General features: G+C 61.1%; 13 protein-coding genes. 2 read left to right on the forward strand and 11 right to left on the reverse strand.

The window, feature by feature from the left end:
• Nucleotides 1–227: 227 nt before the first annotated feature.
• A complete protein-coding gene (gene thiL, locus EI290_RS12575) occupies nucleotides 228–1,253 on the reverse strand; it encodes a thiamine-phosphate kinase (RefSeq protein ID WP_125430719.1) in 1,026 nt (341 codons plus the stop codon).
• A 227-nt stretch (nucleotides 1,254–1,480) separates the two neighbouring features.
• Nucleotides 1,481–2,557 (reverse strand): T9SS type A sorting domain-containing protein, encoded by a 1,077-nt coding sequence (locus EI290_RS12580; protein ID WP_125430721.1) that lies wholly within the window; start codon nucleotides 2,555–2,557, stop codon nucleotides 1,481–1,483.
• Between the two features lie 329 nt (nucleotides 2,558–2,886).
• On the opposite strand from EI290_RS12580, the gene EI290_RS12585 reads away from it, so the two are divergent.
• Together EI290_RS12585 and EI290_RS12590 are read left to right on the forward strand one after the other, a co-directional pair.
• Complete coding sequence (locus EI290_RS12585) at nucleotides 2,887–3,471, forward strand: hypothetical protein (RefSeq protein WP_125430723.1); 585 nt, start codon at nucleotides 2,887–2,889, stop codon at nucleotides 3,469–3,471.
• 118 nt (nucleotides 3,472–3,589) lie between these two features.
• Entirely contained in the window at nucleotides 3,590–5,665 is a 2,076-nt protein-coding gene (locus EI290_RS12590; RefSeq protein ID WP_246008942.1) for a HelD family protein, read from the forward strand.
• A 31-nt stretch (nucleotides 5,666–5,696) separates the two neighbouring features.
• On the opposite strand, the gene EI290_RS12595 is transcribed toward EI290_RS12590, so the two are convergent.
• From EI290_RS12595 to EI290_RS12635, 9 genes are all read right to left on the reverse strand, one after another.
• Complete coding sequence (locus EI290_RS12595) at nucleotides 5,697–7,115, reverse strand: glycoside hydrolase family 125 protein (RefSeq protein WP_125430727.1); 1,419 nt, start codon at nucleotides 7,113–7,115, stop codon at nucleotides 5,697–5,699.
• Nucleotides 7,116–7,267: 152 nt separating this feature from the next.
• Entirely contained in the window at nucleotides 7,268–9,568 is a 2,301-nt protein-coding gene (locus tag EI290_RS12600) for a GH92 family glycosyl hydrolase (RefSeq protein ID WP_125430730.1), read from the reverse strand.
• Nucleotides 9,569–9,658: 90 nt separating this feature from the next.
• The gene (locus EI290_RS12605; RefSeq protein WP_125430733.1) at nucleotides 9,659–12,007 is read right to left on the reverse strand and encodes a glycoside hydrolase family 20 protein; all 2,349 of its coding nucleotides are present in this window, start codon (nucleotides 12,005–12,007) and stop codon (nucleotides 9,659–9,661) included.
• A gap of 183 nt (nucleotides 12,008–12,190) precedes the next feature.
• Nucleotides 12,191–12,934, reverse strand: coding sequence for a copper homeostasis protein CutC (locus EI290_RS12610; RefSeq protein WP_125430736.1), 744 nt, complete (start codon nucleotides 12,932–12,934; stop codon nucleotides 12,191–12,193).
• Nucleotides 12,931–13,953 (reverse strand): N(4)-(beta-N-acetylglucosaminyl)-L-asparaginase, encoded by a 1,023-nt coding sequence (locus EI290_RS12615; RefSeq protein ID WP_125430739.1) that lies wholly within the window; start codon nucleotides 13,951–13,953, stop codon nucleotides 12,931–12,933. The genes EI290_RS12610 and EI290_RS12615 overlap by 4 nt, the downstream gene beginning before the upstream one ends.
• 174 nt (nucleotides 13,954–14,127) lie before the next feature.
• Entirely contained in the window at nucleotides 14,128–15,378 is a 1,251-nt protein-coding gene (locus EI290_RS12620) for a 5-(carboxyamino)imidazole ribonucleotide synthase (RefSeq protein ID WP_221766259.1), read from the reverse strand.
• On the reverse strand, nucleotides 15,375–15,887 hold the full coding sequence (purE, locus tag EI290_RS12625) for a 5-(carboxyamino)imidazole ribonucleotide mutase (protein WP_125430742.1): 513 nt from the start codon (nucleotides 15,885–15,887) through the stop codon (nucleotides 15,375–15,377). The genes EI290_RS12620 and purE overlap by 4 nt, the downstream gene beginning before the upstream one ends.
• Before the next feature lie 92 nt (nucleotides 15,888–15,979).
• Complete coding sequence (locus tag EI290_RS12630) at nucleotides 15,980–16,300, reverse strand: hypothetical protein (protein ID WP_125430745.1); 321 nt, start codon at nucleotides 16,298–16,300, stop codon at nucleotides 15,980–15,982.
• 110 nt (nucleotides 16,301–16,410) lie between these two features.
• A complete protein-coding gene (locus tag EI290_RS12635) occupies nucleotides 16,411–17,688 on the reverse strand; it encodes a dihydroorotase (protein ID WP_125430748.1) in 1,278 nt (425 codons plus the stop codon).
• Between the last annotated feature and the right edge of the window lie 44 nt (nucleotides 17,689–17,732).

Below are 17,732 nucleotides of genomic sequence, written 5' to 3' on the forward strand. Positions count from 1 at the left end.
TCCTTACGCCAACGGTGCGCCGTGCTGGTGCGCAAGTCCTGCTCGTTCAGTCGCTGCTTGGCCATGCACCACGTGCGCATTCAACTCGTCATTGACGAGCACAACCGACGATGCACCACAGCTTAGACCACCACCAAAAATTGAGAATTAAGAATTAAAAATTGGCCGTTCAACGTCCCGGATGGGAATCGTTGAACGGCCAATTTTTAATTCTTAATTCTCAATTTTTAATTCTCGAAATGGTTGAACCCTTGCGCCCGCAGCGGAATGGGTTGGCCTGACTTGGTGATGAGGTTGGCGCCTTCGCTCTTGTCCACCATATGGCCGATGATGGTGATATCGGGGTGGTTTTTGATTGTGGAGTGGGCGGAGAGCGGGACGGTGAAGAGCAGCTCGTAATCTTCGCCCCCGTTGAGCATGCACATGATGGGGTCGAGGTTGAACTCCTCGGCGACTTCCAGCGTGGGGTTGGCAATGGGCAGGTTCTCGGTGAACACGCGGGCCCCGGTGCCGCTGGCCTGGCAGAGGTGCAGCACCTCGGAGGCCAGCCCGTCGGAAATGTCAATCATGCTGGTGGGCACCACGCCCAGGTCGCGCAGCTCATGGATTACGTCCATGCGGGCCTCAGGCCGGAGCTGGCGCTGTAGCACGTAGGGGTATTTGCCCAGCTCAGGCTGGGTTTCGGGGTCGGCTTGCCAGGCCTGCTTTTCGCGCTCCAGCACCTGCAGGCCCAGGTAAGCTCCGCCCAGGTCGCCGGTTACGCAGAGCAGGTCGTTGGGGCCGGCGCCGCTGCGGCGCACAGCCTTGCCCGCTTCGGCCAGGCCCAGGGCTGTGATGCCGATGGTGAGGCCGGCGCGGCTACCGGTGGTATCTCCCCCTACCAAGTCCACGCTGTAGGCCTCACAGGCCAGCCGGATGCCTTCGTACAGCTCCTCTATAGCTTCCACCGAGAAGCGCGAGGGCACACTCAGGGCCACTACGATTTGCGTAGGCGTGGCGTTCATGGCGGCTACGTCCGACACGTTCACGGCTACGGCTTTGTAGCCCAGGTGTTTGAGCGGGCAAAACGTAAGGTCGAAATGCACGCCTTCCACCAGTAAATCGGTGCTAACGACCACCTCCTGTCCGGCCGGCGGGGCCAGAATAGCGGCGTCGTCGCCGATGCCCAGTATGGTGCTGGGCTGGTGGAGCTGCACAGTTTCCTGAATCCGGCGGATCAGGCCGAACTCCCCTACTTTATCTAAAGGCGTCATAAAATCACAGATTACGCTGATTTTTCCGCTGATTACGCTGATGTATTGGCGCGTTATCAACGGCGGAATGCGTAAAGGTAGGCACGACACACCGCTTGGGCGTAGTCGGCGGCTACGGTTGCCCCAATTCTGCCCGAAAACAACAACGCCCGCGACAAGTCGCGGGCGTTGTGCGTCTGCACTGAAAAATCAGCGAAATCAGCGAAAAAATCGGCGGAATCTGTGGTTTACTTCACCATCAACTCCTTATACACCTTCAGCTGACCATCCTGAGAGATGAATTGCACGAAGTACAAGCCGGGCGTGAGGCGCGAAATGTCCAGAGAAACGGTTTCCTCGTTCAGGCCGCGGGGCTGGGCGGTAATGGTTTGGCCCAGGCCGTTGAGCACCGTTACCGAGCCAACTTTAGCGCCTTTAATCTGCACGAAAGCCTGACCGCTGGCCGGGTTGGGGAATACGCTGATGGACGAATTGAACTTCTCCAGCGTTTTCAGCGGGGCGTATGTGCCGTAAGGGCCGGCGTAGTCGTTGTGCTCGCCCAAACGAGCGTAGCTCTGCGAAGCAGGGTCGACGGTAGTGCTGCCAGCCGGAAAAGCCGATGAGTAGGACTGCCACTCAGCCGAAATATCGTACCCGGTGCGGGCCGTAGGTGTACCTCCCTGAGGCTGGGGATTGGTGCGCGTACCCATTGAAACCGACGGACGACGAATCAGAGACTGGTTGGCCGAAGTAACCAGGGTGGCGCTGGCATCCTGCGCCGACCACGAGGTACCCGGGTCCTGACCAATTACACCAAAAATATCCACCAACACGGCCGTGCCCTGACCGGCCGTAGCGCCCGTCCAGCGCACCAGCGCCAGCGCGTCGTTACCATTAAAATACCCTACTCCACCGGTCTGCAAGGTGTTAGGACCTGGAACCTGATATCTTGCCCCCAACTGGTCGGCATTATTCAGAATCGGCGTAATGGTCGCTTCGCCGTTGGCGTACACAAACACATCAGCCGAGTTCAGTACGTTGGACCCGGTCGTGCGCTTGAGCTTCTCTTCTTCCGACACGGCAGTGCTGCCGTTGGAATACCGACGAATGGAATACGAATCCAGGTTTACAGCGCCCGTGGTGGGGTTGAAGATTTCCAGCGCCCGCTCGTTGCCGGTGGAGTTGGAGGTGCCGCCGTTGTAGCTCACGCCCGACTGGTGCGCTCCTTCGTCGTACTCAGAAATGAACAGCTCGGTACCCTGACCAAACGAGGTGGTGGCAGCTGTCAGTATCAGGGCCGAAGCCAGAATGTAGCTCTTTTTCATGCAGTTGAAATAGAAAGGTGTGGATGAACCGACCGCAAAGATAAGGCAATTGCAGCGGCCCAGGACAATACGAATTCAGGAAAAAAACGGCTTGGCTTAACCCAGGCGCCCCAGGCCTTCGGCCATAACACCCAGAGTATAAACCTGGTTACAGCAACGGACAGCTATTGGCAGCTCAGCAGCTGGCTGCTCTGGGAGCATTTGCCCTGCGACTTCGCCCTTTTGTGGGCGGGGTTGCCGTGTAGCTTGTTCTTTCCGCCCGATTGAGTGTTTTTTATGAAAATTTCGTTTGGCTGCAACACCAGTCTATGAAGCCTACCTGTTTTTCTATGCCGCGCCTTACCTCTTTGCTGCTACTGCTGGCAGCACTTACCACCGCTAGCTGCAACCGTACGCCCAAAGCCATTGACCCGGCTTCGGCCCAGGCCGTGAAGGTGCAGTTGGATATTTTGCAGGATTCAGTAGATGCCCGCTGGAGCGAAATGCTGACTTCCGATAACGCCAAGCTGCACGATACCCGCCAGCTGCTGCGCGAGCTTACCACCCAGCCCGGCACCAACCGCCAGCAACTGGCCCAGCTGCAATACGCCAACGACCGGCTGCCGCGCCGCCGCTACACCCAGCAATCCATGGCCGACTCGGAGCAGATTGACGCCTACGACTCGGCCCAGGATTCTCTGCTGCGGGCGGTGTACGCCTTGCTGCCAACCTCCCAGGAGCCGGCCGCACCCATCAAAACCCTCACCGACCAGATTCAAACGGCCGATGGTGAGCTGGTCAGTTTTCGTGTGCGCTACGACCAGGCGGCCATGCGCTTCAATAACTACCTGCAGGTGCATGCCGCCGAGCTGGCGGAGCTAGGCGGAAAATATGCTCAACTTAAACCCCTGCCCCTGTTTACCCTGCAGAAGTAATCCGTCCTAACCAAGCCATTAGGCGGCCAATCCGCGGCCGGAAGCGGGAGTGACGCTATGCCGGGGCCAGCAAGAAACTCGTTGCGGCGCTTCGGGAGCCCGGAATTTGATGGCACCTTTGTGGTCCGTTTTCCAAGCGCTGCCCCTGATGAACGTCACCGAGCAAGAAGAGAGAGAATACCTGGAAGAAATCAAGGAGAAGCTGACGCTGGCTGTGCGGCGCGTGGATGATGCCGTGAAGCAGTTTTCCACGGAGCTGCGCCAGAAAAAGCAGTACATCCACGAGCACCAGTCGGGCATGGACGAGGCCGATATGGTGGCCGCTGACCAGTCCATCAACCGCATGGCCCTCACGGGCGAAGGCGCCGTAGCCCGGAAACGGCGCCTGCTCAAGCTGGTGCAGTCGCCCTACTTCGGCCGCATTGATTTTGGCACGCCCCACCAGGCCGCCGCGCCGGTGTATATCGGGGTGCATTCGTTTTTTGATGAGCAGCAGCGCCGGAACCTGGTGTACGACTGGCGCGCGCCTATTTCCTCCTTGTTCTATGACTTTGAGCTGGGGGAAGCCTCCTACGCCACGCCATCGGGTGAGGTACACGGCCACATTGCGCTGAAGCGGCAGTACAAAATTCGGGACGGCCGCCTGGAGTTTGTGCTCGACAGCGCCGTGAACATTCACGACGACGTGCTGCAGCTGGAGCTGGCCAAGTCCTCCGACGATAAGATGAAGAACATCGTCGCCACCATTCAGCGCGACCAGAACGCGGTAATTCGCAACGAGGAAGCCCCGGTGATGGTGATTCAGGGGGTGGCCGGCTCGGGCAAAACCTCCATTGCCCTGCACCGCATTGCGTTTCTGCTCTACCGCTTCCGCGAAACCATTGCTGCCAAAGACATCCTCATCATCTCGCCCAACAAGGTATTTGCCGACTATATTTCCAACGTGCTACCCGAGCTGGGCGAGGAGCACATTCCGGAGATGGGCATGGAGGAGCTGGCCGCCGACCTGCTGGAAAACCGCTACCCCTTCCAGACGTTTTTCGACCAGGTTTCGGCCCTGCTGGACCACCACGACGCGGCTTTTATTGAGCGCATCCGGTTTAAGTCGTCGTTTGAGTTTCTCAGCCAGCTGAACCAGTACCTGCTGCACATTGAGAATACCTACTTCACCGTAACGGAGCTGCGGGTGGGCCGCACGGTGGTGTCGGCGGCCTTCATTCAGCAGAAGTTCCGGACCTACCACCGGGTGCCGCTGCTGAAGCGGTTTGCGCTGGTAGCCAACGACGTGCGGGCCCACGTGCGCGACGCAGTGGGCCGCAAGCTCACGGGCCAGGAAAAAGGCACTATTGGGGAGGCCCTGCCCCGCATGTTCCGCCTGCACAGCGTGCCGGACCTGTACCGGGACTTTTACCGCTGGCTCGGGCGGCCCGAGCTGCTGAAATTTCACCCCGGCCAGCGCCTGGAGTACGCCGATGTATTTCCCCTGATTTACCTGCGCATCCGCCTGGAGGGTTTGCCCGGCTACGACCACGTGAAGCACCTGCTGGTAGACGAAATGCAGGACTACACGCCGGTGCAGTACGCCGTGCTGTCGCGCCTGTTCCACTGCCGCAAAACCATTCTCGGCGACGTGAGCCAGACGGTAAACCCCTACAGCGCATCGTCGGCCGAAACTATTGAACGGGTGTTTCCGCAGGCCGAGGTGGTGCGCCTCTACCGCAGCTACCGCTCCACCCTGGAAATTACGGCCTTTGCCCAGCGCATCACACCCAACCCAGACATCCTGCCCCTGGAGCGCCACGGCCCCGCGCCCACGGTAGTGCGCTGCGCCACCCGGCCGGAAGAGCTGGAGACCCTCCGGAAACTACTGACAAATTTCCCCGGCTCCGGCAACCACTCGCTGGGCGTTATCTGCAAAACCCTCCGGCAAGCCGAGCAAGTGTATGAGGCGCTACAGGCACCCGGCGTATACCTGCTCACCGATGAGTCCACCAAATTTAAGGAGGGCGTTATCATCACCACGGCCCACCTGGCCAAGGGCCTGGAGTTTGATGCCGTCATTGTGCCGTTTGTCTCGGCCCGCACCTACAAAACGGAGGTCGACCGGAGTATGCTGTACGTGGCCTGTACCCGGGCCATGCACCAACTCACGCTTACTTACTCGGGAGACCTCACGGCTTTTCTCCCGGCCTGAGGCGCGGAGCTGTTTTCCGGACCCAGCGGCCCTATACCAATAGCCGGGGCTTTTCCTGATACACCTTCCACAGGAACTCGCCAAAAAGCGTGTTAGCCCAGGCAAACCAGGCCCGGGTGAACTTGGTGGCGTCGTCCTTGTGGAAGGATTCGTGCATGTAGCCGGTGCCGGCGTGGGTGGCGCGCAGGCTCTGCACGCAGGCCCGAATTTCGTCGTCCTGCAGGCTGGTAAGGCCGCGCATGGTTATGGCAATGGGCCAGATCATATCCTGGCCTACGTGGGGGCCCCCAATGCCCTCGGCGGCTTGTCCCTTAAAAAAGAACGGATTGTTTTCGGACAGCAGAAACCGCCGCGTATTCTGGTAAACCGGGTCAGATACCGATACGGCGCCCAGATACGGCAGGGCCAGCAGGCTGGGCACGTTGGCGTCGTCCATGAGCACCTGGCTCCCGAAACCATCCACCTCATAGGCGTAGAGCTTGCCGTGCCGGGGGTGGTCGACTACGGCATACTGGCGCAGGGCGGCTTCTACCTCGTCGGCCAGAGCAGTCAGCTGCTGAGCAGTGCCGGTGTCCTGGGCTAGTTGGGTCAGCATTTCGGCGGCCTGGCGCAGGCTGGTCACCGCAAAAAAGTTGCTGGGCACCAGGAAAGAATAGAGCGTAGCGTCGTCGCTGGGGCGGAAGGCCGAGCAGATCAGGCCTACCGGGCGTACGGGGTAGCCGTAGCCGCTCAGGGGTTGGGTATCGGTAGCAGTGGCTGTTTGGCGCTGAAACTTGTACGGGCCCAACCCATCTTTGCGCTGCTGCGCGCGGAAGGTGTGCAGCACCGCTTTCATGGCCTGCTGCCAAGCCGCATCAAACGGGCTGGTATCCCCGGTGGTTTTCCAGTACTGGTAGGCCAGCCGGATGGGGTAGCAAAGCGAGTCGATTTCCCACTTCCGCTCGTGTACCCCAGGCTGCATGGCCGTCAGGTCCGATTTCCATTCCCCTACCCGCGTATCGTCGCCGTAAAAAGCGTTGGCGTAGGGGTCTTTCAGGATGCAGCGCGTCTGGCGGTTGATAACGCCGGCCACCAGCTGCCGCAGCTCCGCATCCTTCCGCGCAAACTGCAGGTAGGGCCATACCTGGGCCGAGGAGTCGCGCAGCCACATAGCATCAATGTCGCCGGTGATGACGTAGGTATCGGGCCGGCCCTGGCGCGTAGTATAGGTTACTGTAGTGTCCAGGGTGCTGGGGAAGCAGTTTTCAAACAGCCAGCCCAACTCCCGGTTAGGCACCTTTGTTTGAAACTCCCGGATGGCCGCTTCCACCGCCCGGCTGCGGAACCGCCGCTTTGCTTCCGCGGGCCGCACCACCGGAAAGCCTGGCCCCGCCGCCAACACGGAGGCAGGTTGCAGCAGCGCACCGCCCGAAAGCAAGGTAAATCCCTGGAGAAAGTATCGGCGGTTCATGGGGAGGCGAAGGAATTAGGTGGGAGGTTTTTTCTGCAATAGAAGGCTACAAGAACGTCAATCCGGGGTTGCCGAGGAAAGGGGTGTTTCCGCTTACAGCCACTCAGTAAGTTACTTCAGGCCCCGGGCCGGTATTATACTGCCACCCGGTGCTACAGCACCGACCGGGGCCGGTCGGCGGGGGCTACGCCCCAGGTGGCACTGGGGCTGGCCCCCATTTCGAAGGTGAGCTTACCGCCCTGCAGCAGCTGCCGGTGCGTAATGTAGGACCGGGAGTACGGCTGGCCGTTGAGTGTAACTGCCTGAATGTAGGGATTGGCGGCGCTATAGTTGCGGGCCTCAATTGTCAGGGTGTTGCCGGCTGCCAGCCGGATGGTGGCCCGCTTCACGGCCGGGCTACCGAACACGTAGGCCCCGTTGGCCGGGTTGAGTGGATAGAACCCCAAGGAGGAAAACACATGCCAGGCCGACATCTGCCCCACGTCCTCATTCCCGATAATTCCGTCGGGCGTGGCCGTGTAAAAACGGTCGGTGATGAAGCGGACTTTGTCGGCCGTTTTCCAGGGCTGGCCCACGTAGCTATACAGATAGGGTATATGATGCCCTGGCTCGTTGCCGTGGGCGTACATGCCAATCAGGCCCGAAATATCAGGGGAGGCCTCCGCCCCCATGCTGCCCTGTACCAGGAACAAGGAATCCAGCTTCTGACTAAACCGTTGCTCCCCACCCAGCAGGTCAATCAGGCCTTCCACATCCTGGGGTACCAGCCAGGTGTACTGCCAGGCATTGCCCTCGGTGAAGTCGCTCTTCATGTGCACGGATTTGAACGGGTCGAAGGGCGTGCGCCACTCGTGTTGGGAAAGGCGGCCGCGCATAAAGCCGGTTGTTGCATCAAAGTAGTTCCGGTAGTTGCTGGCACGCTGCCTGAAGTAGGCGTAGTCGGCCGCCTTGCCCATCTTCCGCGCCATCTGGGCAATGCACCAATCGTCAATGGCGTATTCCAGGCCTTTCGACACACTTTCCACTTCGCCATCGGCCGGAATAAAGCCCTGCGTCTTCAGGGCTTGCAGCCCCAACTCGTTGCGCATGGCGGTGGCTTTTACGGCCTCGTAGGCCAGGTTGGCATCAAACCCGGTAAAGCCTTTCAGGTAGGCATCCACCACCACGGGCACGGCACTATAGCCCACCATGCAGTTGGTTTCGTTGCCCATCAGGTGCCACACCGGCAGCTTACCCTGCTGCTGATAGATGGCCAGCATGGAGCTCACCATATCGTTTACCCGCTCGGGCTGCAGAATGGTGAACAGCGGATGCGCCGCCCGGTAAGTATCCCAGAGGGAAAACGTGGTGAGGTTGGTGAAGCCCGGGTTGCGGTGCACTTGCTTGTCGGTGCCCCGGTAGTCGCCGTTATGATCGTTGAACACGGAAGGCGCAACCATGGTATGGTAGAGGGCCGTGTAAAAGGTTTTCAGGCGGTTTTCATCGGCCTGCACCTGCACTTTCCCCAACTCCTGGTTCCAGGCGGCATCGGCCTGAGCTACCACTTTCCCGAAGTTCCAGTGCGGAATTTCGGCCCGGATGTTTGCCAGGGCTCCTGCGGAACTCACGGGTGAAATACCCACCTTCAGCTTTACCTTCTCCCCGGCTTGGGTTGCAAAAGTAACTATGCCCTTGATGCGGGTGCCGGTGGCGGCGGGCCTGGTGTTGCCCAGCGTATCCAGCACCTGCACGCTGCTGAACTGGCGGATGGGTTTCGAAACCACTGCCGCGAAGTACAGGCGCTGATCCTCGGCCCAGCCCTTGGAGTTGCGGTAGCCGATGAGGGTACTGTCGTTGAGCTGCTCGATGTGGGTATCGGTGGCCAGGTCCCAGCCGATGCCTTGCTGCAGGTCGAACACCAGGTGTGCGGCCTCCGACTGCGGATAGGTGTACTGGTGAAACCCCACCCGCTCACTAGCTGTCAGCTCGGCCCTGATGCCGTAGCGCTTCAGATGCACGGCGTAGTAACCGGGACGGGCCTGCTCCTGCTCGTGCGAAAACAAGGAAACCAGACCCCGCTCCGGGTTTTGTAGGCGGCCTTCCATCACGCGCACCGGTCCGGTGGTGGGCATCACCGTCACGTCGCCTAGGTCGCCGATGCCCGTGCCGCTCAAGTGCGTATGGGCAAACCCCACGATGGTCGAGTCGGAGTAATGGTAGCCCGAGCACCAGTCCCAGCCTTCGGTAATGTTCACCGGTCCGAGCTGCACGGCTCCAAACGGCACATTAGCTCCCAGAAACACGTGCCCATGGCCCCCCGTGCCAATATAGGGGTCAACGTGGCGGGTGAGGCCCGCTGGCGGAGGTAGGCTGGCGGCCGCAGGGCTGCTGGCCAGCGGGGGGCTGGTACAGGCAGTCACTCCACAGGCCAGCAGCCCTGCGGCGGTAATTAACCGGGTGTAAACACGCTGCATACGCTACTTACCAGAAAAAGGAAAACGATTGTTGGATGATGTAAGAGCCGGCCTGCTTCATATGGGCCGCCTGAGCACAGAACTCAGGCGCTACTGCACCACAATTTCATCGGCAAACAGCCAGGTTTCGGGCTTCGCGGCACCGGGTGCCTGGGCATTGCGGGCCCTTACCCGAACAAACCGGGCCTGGATGTTCTGCATATCGGCCCGTACCTCGCTAATGGCAGGCCTGGCCTGGGTGGCCTGCGCCGGTACCGGGGCAGCATACACCGTTTGGTACGTGTTGCCATCTGCCGATACGGCCACTTCCACGCTGGCGGGCAACAGAATTCCGGACCCTACCGCCCGCAGAAACGTGCTTTTCACCGTGTTGATTTTGGTAAGCTGCTGCAAATCCAGCGTGGCTATCAGGTCGGTACCGTAAAAGCCCAGCCACTGCCCGTCGGCGTGGTTTGCCGAGCCGTGCTGCCCATCCAGCAAGGTATATGCGCCTGTGCCCCGGTAGCTCCGGTGGGGCTCGTTTGTGAGGGTGAGAGGGGCGGCAACAGCCTTGTGCATCAGCAGCGCCCGGGTTGCAACCTTGCCCATCAGGCGGCCATTCTCAAAGGATGCGGCCTGGATAGTGGCCGAACCCGATACCATGAACGGCTGCGTATACACCCGCGACGAAGCCGTGGGGGTTGAGCCATCGAGCGTATACACAATGCGGGGGCCGGCCGCATCCATCTGCAGGCTGACAAGGGTAGTGCGCTGGGCGGGGTTGAGCGTGAGCTGCGGTTGCACGTTGAACGCACTGCGGGAATAGGTAACGCCCCAGGCCGCGTAGCGCTGGTACTGCTGCTGCATACGCTGCTGAAAGCTGGTCCAGTTCCGCTGCCGGGCCGGGGTCCAGAGCACCTCAGCCAGCGCTGCCATCCGGGGAAACGCCATATACTCTACCTGCTGCTGGGAGGGGATGTACTCGGTCCAGATGTTGGCCTGCCCACCCAGAATGTACGTCTGCTCGGCGGCAGTCAGCGTCGGGGGCGTAGGCTCAAAGGAATATACTTTGGACAGGGGCAGGTAGCCGCCAAACGACAACGGCTCCAGACTGGCCTCGCCCTGGGCATGGTCAAAGTACACGTGTGACCCAGGTGCCATTACCACGTTGTGCTGCTGGCGGGCAGCCATAACGCCCCCCTCCATACCGCGCCACGACATTACGGCCGCATTGGGAGCCAGGCCGCCCTCCAGTATTTCGTCCCAGCCAATAATGCGTTTGCCCCGGGAGTTCACAAACTTCTCTATGCGCTGCACAAAGTAGCTTTGCAGCTCGTGCTCATTCTGTAGCCCTTCTGCCTTCATGCGGGCCTGGCACTTGGGGCAGGTATGCCAGCGGGTCTTGGGGGCTTCGTCGCCCCCGATGTGCACGATGTTGCCCGGAAACAAGGGCATTACCTCCGCCAGCACATCCTGCAGAAAGGTAAACGTCTGCTCGTTGCCGGCGCAGAAAATATCATCGAACACGCCCCACAGCCGCTCCACTTTGAAGGGCCCGCCCGTGCAGGAAAATTCGGGATACGCCGCCAATGCAGCCACGGCGTGGCCGGGCATTTCAATTTCCGGCACCACGGTAATGTAGCGCTCCTGAGCGTACCGCACCACATCTTTGACCTGCTCCTGAGTGTAAAAGCCGCCGTAGCGGGTACTATCGAACCGGTGAGGCTGGTCGCTGTAGTGCCCAATCAGGGTACCCTCGCGCCACCCGCCCACCGAGGTCAGCCGGGGGTATTTTTTGATTTCGATGCGCCAGCCCTGGTCGTCGGTCAGATGCCAGTGGAAGGTGTTCATCTTGTGCCGGGCCAGGTAGTCGATATACTTCTTGATAAACTCCACCGGAAAGAAGTGGCGGCTTACATCCAGGTGCATACCCCGCCATTTGTACCGGGGTTTGTCTACTACCTCCACGGCGGGCAAGCGCACGGCCCCGGCCCCGCGTTGGGCGGGCAGTAGCTGCCCAATAGTTTGCAGCCCCAGAAAAACGCCCTGCGGCGTATTGGCTGCCAGCACCACCCGTGCAGGCTGCACATGAAGCGTGTAGCCCTCGGCTCCCAGCGTATCAACCGGCCGCTGCAGCGTCAGGAAAATTCCGCCGGTAACCGGCTTGCCCACAGTGGCGGGCTTTACGGGCGGCTGCATTCCGGTGGCCTGCTTCAGCTGCTGGCCCAGTGCCAGCCCAATGGCGCGCAGCTCCTCGTTTTGGGGGTCGATATAAATTGTCGTGGCCGGCGTAATGGCAAAGCTTCCGCTCCCCGCCCGCAGGCGCACCGGTTGCGGAATAAGGGAGATGGAACTACTTGCTTCGGCCAGTTGCTGGGCCTGAGCCGGCCCACCTGCCAGGCCACCGGCATTGCCCAGGGCCAGCACTAGTCCTCCTGATATCCACGTATTTTTTTTCACAGCAACGCTACGTTAAGCAGATTGGGAAGTAGCTCCGGCTCCAGAAACCCGGACTCCGGCACTCAGCAGCTGAGCGAAGATATTTCTCCGAAGCTATGCTCCGGCCGGTAGTGCCCCGTTACCGGGCCTGGGTAGCTCCTGCGGCAGGTAGCTCATCCAGTAGCCATGGAGCTGGTGACCAAGCTAGGCACCGGCAGTTTCTCCGCTGTCAGCGCCTAGCCTGGCCACCAGTTCCCGCACACTATCCGCGTCGGTTTCCCAGCGCGGCACATCAAACTCCGACGCGCGTGCCGCCGATAAGCCTAGTACCATTTTTTTTGCGCTGGCATGCAGCTCGTGAGCGCCGGTGTACCGGGCTACCGCCTGAATAGTGGTGGGTGTAAGCCCGGCACCCGGCATTACACTGATGCGGCCGGCCGCCTGCCGCACCAGCGCCGCCAGCTGCGGCAGCCCCTGCGGCGCGGTCGGCTGCCCGCCCGCCGTCAGCACGCGGTGGCAACCCAGGCTAATCACGTCCTCCAGGGCCTGGGCCTGATTGGGGCAGGCATCAAAAGCGCGGTGAAAGGTAACAGGCAAGTGGCCGGCCGCTTCCATCAACATCCGACAACCCGCCCTATCCACACCGCCCGCCTCATCCAGGGCCCCCAGCACAATACCCGCGCACCCCAGCGCCCGACTGTGTCGGATATCGGCAGCCATAACGGCCAGCTCCTCCGCATCGTAGCAGAAATTCCCGGGGCGCGGCCGGATCAGCACAAACACCGGCAGGCGAACCCGCGCCAGTACCCGCGCCAAAGTCCCGTGCGAAGGAGTAGTGCCGCCCTGCTCCAGCTGCTGGCACAGCTCGATGCGGTGGGCACCTCCTGCCTCTGCGGCCAGCGCCGACTGCACCGAGCCCGCACAGATTTCCAGCACCCGTGGCCTCATAGCAGCAGAAAATCGGCCTGCAGTAGCTGCTGCTGATTCTGAGCGTCGCAAACGGCGTAGCTGAAGCCTTTTTGCAGGGCAAATGCGCCGTGCTGGCCTTGGGCATTAATGGCAATAAAGCAGACCTGAATGGTACGGGCCTTATCGCCTTTAATCTTTGCAATGCGCTCCACGGCCGCTTTGCAGGCAGCTTTTGGCGTCATGCCCTGTCGCATCAGCTCCACTACGGTATGGGCCCCGGCAATACGAATTACGTCTTCGCCCTGACCCGTAGCCGCCGCCGCACCCACGGCATTATCCACGAACAGGCCCGAACCAATCAGCGGCGAATCTCCGAGGCGGCCGCGCATTTTGAAGCCCATCCCGCTGGTGGTACAACTGCCGCTTAAGCGGCCCTGCGCATCCTGAGCCAGCATGGCAATGGTATCGTGGTTGTTGGCTCCACCTACCGGACCAGGGGTGCGCGTACCCGAATTCTCAATATTGACTACGGGCTTGTACTGACTGGTTTTCAGCCACTCCTGGTAGGCCTTCTCGGCATCGGGACTGAGTTTTTGGGGCTCCAGCGGAAAGCCCTGGGCCACGGCAAACTGCTGGGCCCCCTCCCCTACCAGCATTACGTGCGGAGTGCGCTCCATCACACGCCTCGCTACGCTAATGGGGTGCTTGATGCGTTCCAGGGCTGCTACGCTGCCACAGTTGAACTGCTCGTCCATAATACAGGCGTCCAGGGTCACGATGCCCTCCCGGTCGGGGTTACCACCCAATCCCACGCAGCAGTTCTGCGAGGCTTCCGTCACCATCACACCGGCCTCCACCGCATCCAGGGCGCGGCCGCCTTTACTCAGCACTTTCCATGCCCCCGCATTAGCCGCCAATCCCGTGTCCCAGGTAGAAATTACCAAGGGCTTACCCACCACCGGGGCCGGTGGCAGGCTTATGGCTGCCGCGGCCGGACTGACAGCCAATGTAGCCAAGCCAGCGGCTGAGGATGAGAGAAATTTACGACGAGTAGGCATAGGCGAAGCAGGCAGGATGGATTTCTTCAAAGAAACTGTTTTTTGGATGATGGCCCGCTGCCGTGTTGCCTGGCGCAACCCCAGGCAACACGGCAGCGGGCCAGATGCCGCGCCCCTCATCCTTCTGCCTCATACCACAGGTAGGGCCAGCTTACCCCAAATTGAGGTAGCACGCTACATGAAATCCAGCCCCGGCAAATTAAGCAGCTCAGCCGCGCGCCGTGCCACTGCCTTTACATTGGCCACATCCGGGCCGGTGATGGTCAGGTGGCCCATTTTGCGGCCGGGGCGCGCCTGCGCCTTGCCGTAAAGGTGCAGGTGCGTGCCCGGCAGGCGTAGCACGGCCTGCCAGTCGGGCTCCTGCGGCTGGCCGCTGGCGTCAAACCACACCTCGCCCAGCAGGTTGAGCATGATGGCGGGGGAATGCTGGCGCGGCTGCGGCAAGGGCAAGCCCGTCATGGCGTGCACCTGCAGGTCGAACTGCGACGCGCTGCAGGCATCGAGGGTGTAGTGGCCGCTGTTGTGCGGGCGCGGGGCCATTTCATTGACCACCAGCCCGCCGTGGGCACTGCCGTCGTCTACCACAAAAAACTCCACGCACAGCACCCCCACGTAGTCCAGGTGCTGCGCAATGGCCACGGCGGCAGCGGCGGCCCTGGCGGCCAGCGGCGGCGGCACAGCGCCTTCGTAGGCGTGGGTTAGGGCCAGAATACCGTCGACGTGCACGTTGCGCTGCGGAGCAAAGACGACGACTTGCCCGTCCCAGCCGCGCGCCACCAGCACCGAGCACTCGGCCGTGAGCGGCAGCATCTTTTCCAGCACGCAGGCCACCCCGCCCAGCTCCGCCCAGGCGGCGGCCAGCGCATCGGCCGTCTGTACGCGCACCTGGCCCTTGCCGTCGTAGCCCAGGCGGGCGGTTTTCAGGATGCCGGGCAGCAAATCGGGCCGCTCAGTGCAGACAGCCTGCAAATGGGCGGGCGTTTCAATCACCGCGTAGGGCGCGCACGTTACCCCCGACACGTCGGCGCAGGCTGTAAAGTGGGCTTTTTCCTCGATGCGGTTTTGGGCAATGCCCACTACGGCTGCGCCCGGCGCCACGGGCCGGGTATGCGCCAGGGTCTGCAGGGCCTGGGCCGGCACGTTCTCAAACTCGGTGGTGATGGCCTGGCACAGCCCGGCCAGCTGCGCCAGCCCGGCGGGGTCGTCGTAGGCGGTCTGGATGTGGTGGTGGCTCACCAGCCCGGCCGGACTCTGCGCGTCGGGCTCCAGCACGGCAGTGAGGTAGCCCAGGCGCTGGGCGGCGTGCACAAACATGCGGCCCAGCTGGCCGCCGCCCAGCACGCCCAGCGTAGCCGGCCGGCCGGCCGCATCCACACTGCCCGGATAGATCAAGGGCCGAGCTGCCATGTGATTATCGGCACTCATAACGGCAGGGTCATGGCGCGGGCGGCTTCGGTTTGGGCAGCGCGGAAGTCCCGCAGCTTGGCGGCCAGAGCGGCATCGTGCAGGGCCAGCAGGCTCACGGCAAACAGCGCCGCGTTGGCCGCCCCGGCATTGCCGATGGCAAACGTGGCCACCGGCACTCCTTTGGGCATTTGCACAATGCTGTGCAGCGAATCAACGCCCTGCAAATGGCGGCTGGCCACCGGCACCCCCAGCACCGGCACCGTGGTTTTGGCGGCCAGCATACCCGGCAGGTGGGCGGCCCCGCCCGCGCCGGCAATAATAGCCTGTAAGCCGCGCGGGCCAGCCTGCTCGGCGTAGGCAAACAAGTCGTCGGGCATACGGTGGGCCGACACCACGCGGGCCTCGTGGGCCACGCCAAAGTCCGTAAGAATCTGCACGGCGTGTTGCATGGTGTCCCAGTCGCTGCTGGAACCCATCACCACGCCGATGAGGGGTTTGGGGGTATTGGGAAAGGAAGGTGTATTCATCGGAGTTATTTGGTCGTCATGCTGATGGGCTATCCTGCTTCACCTGGCGGCTGCTTGCCGAAGCATCTTTACCGCTTCGCTGAGGAAAAGTGCTAACCGCTAATCCAAACGTAAGCAAAGCCGGCACTAACTAATCCAGCCACAAAAAGAAGGATACCTAGTAGAATATTGGCGTAGCCAACATCCTTTTTTTCTAAGTAGCCCAGCCTGCCGGATGCTTTAAAGCCTTTGTAAGAGAAGTACAAGCCGATAACGCTGCAAGGCAGTGCCGTGAGCAGTGCCAGCGGCAGAAAAAAATCCAGTACAAACCCTAGCAATACAAATGCAACAGGGGTAAAATAGCTGTAAGAGGCCTTCTCGTAGCAGCCTACCACGTATGCCGTACTTTCGCCTGTCTGCGGTGAAATTCCCATTATGCCGTGTAGCTAACCCGTTCGTAAGCGAAGCGGCAGAAATTCTGCGCTCCGTTCTTGGCTTGATGCGCCACATGCGGACGCCAGATGAGCAGGACACGCTCTATTTATCAGCGCTCCAGCAGAATTTCCGAACCCAGAATCACCATGTCCACGCTGCCTTTCAGCGTCTGGTTGATGAAGGGGGTGTTCTGGGATTTGGACTTCATAAACTCCTTTGTGAAGGTCGTTTCCGCCGCGGTATCGAACAAGACGCAGTTGGCCTCCTGGCCCACTTCAATGGTAGGTACCGGCAGGCCCATCAGGCGGCGGGGCTCGGCCGAATAGCGCTTCACCACCAGATCCCAGCCGAATTTGCCGGGCTCCACAAAGTAATGGTAGAGCGACACCAGCGCCGTATCCAGGCCGGTGATGCCGTTGGGCGCGCTAACGAAATCCTGGGCTTTTTCGAACGGAGTGTGCGGGGCGTGGTCGGTGGCAATGAGGTCGAACACGCCTTCGATAAGTCCTTCCAGCAGGGCATCACAATCGGCCTGCGTGCGCAGCGGCGGGTTCATTTTGTAGTTCGTGTCGTAGTCGCCAATGTGCTCGTCGGTGAACAGCAGGTGGTGCGGGGCCACTTCGGCCGTTACCCGCACGTCGCCGCGGGACTTCCACCAGCGAATGGTTTCCATCCCGAGCTTGCTGGATACGTGCTGAATGTGCACATGCGCGCCCGCCGCCCGGGCCAGGCGGATGTCCCGGTCGATGATAATTTCCTCGGCGCAGGCCGGCGAGCCTTTGATGCCGAGCCGGTAGCTCATCACGCCTTCGTTGAGGGCGCGGGGGCCGGCCAGCTCCGGCACCTCGCAGTGGCTGGCAAAAAACATCCCGAACTCGGTGGCGTACTGCATGGCCCGCAGCAGCACGGCCGGGTCGCTGGTAGTGTCGCCGTCGTCGGTGAGCATCTTCACTCCGAGGGCGCGCATACCCTCAATTTCTGCCAGCTCCTTGCCCTCCCGGTTTTTGGTAACGCAGCCCGAGGTGTACACCGGAATGCGGGACCGGTGCTTGGCATTCTCCAGCACATTATCAACGGCGGTGGCCGAGTCGAGAGCCGGGCGGGTGTTGGGCATCATCACCACGCCGGTAATGCCCCCGTTGATGGCCGCCTCGCTGCCCGTGGTAATGGTTTCCTTGTTCTCAAAGCCCGGGGCGCGGAAATGGACGTGGGCATCAAACATGCCCGGCATCAGCACCCGCCCCCGCGCGTCGATAACGCGGGTACCCTCGGGAGTGGGCAGGTTTTTGCCGATTTCCTGAATTTTTCCTTCGACAATCAGAACATCACGCTCGAGCAGCACAGGTGAATTTTCGGAGGCGATGCGGGTGTTTTGAAGGAGGAGCATGGATGGAAGAGGGTTGTGAATCGGTAAAGGGGGGGAAAGACTCT

It is taken from the genome of Hymenobacter metallilatus, assembly GCF_003944705.1.
In the GTDB taxonomy this organism is placed as follows: Bacteria; Bacteroidota; Bacteroidia; order Cytophagales; family Hymenobacteraceae; genus Hymenobacter; species Hymenobacter metallilatus.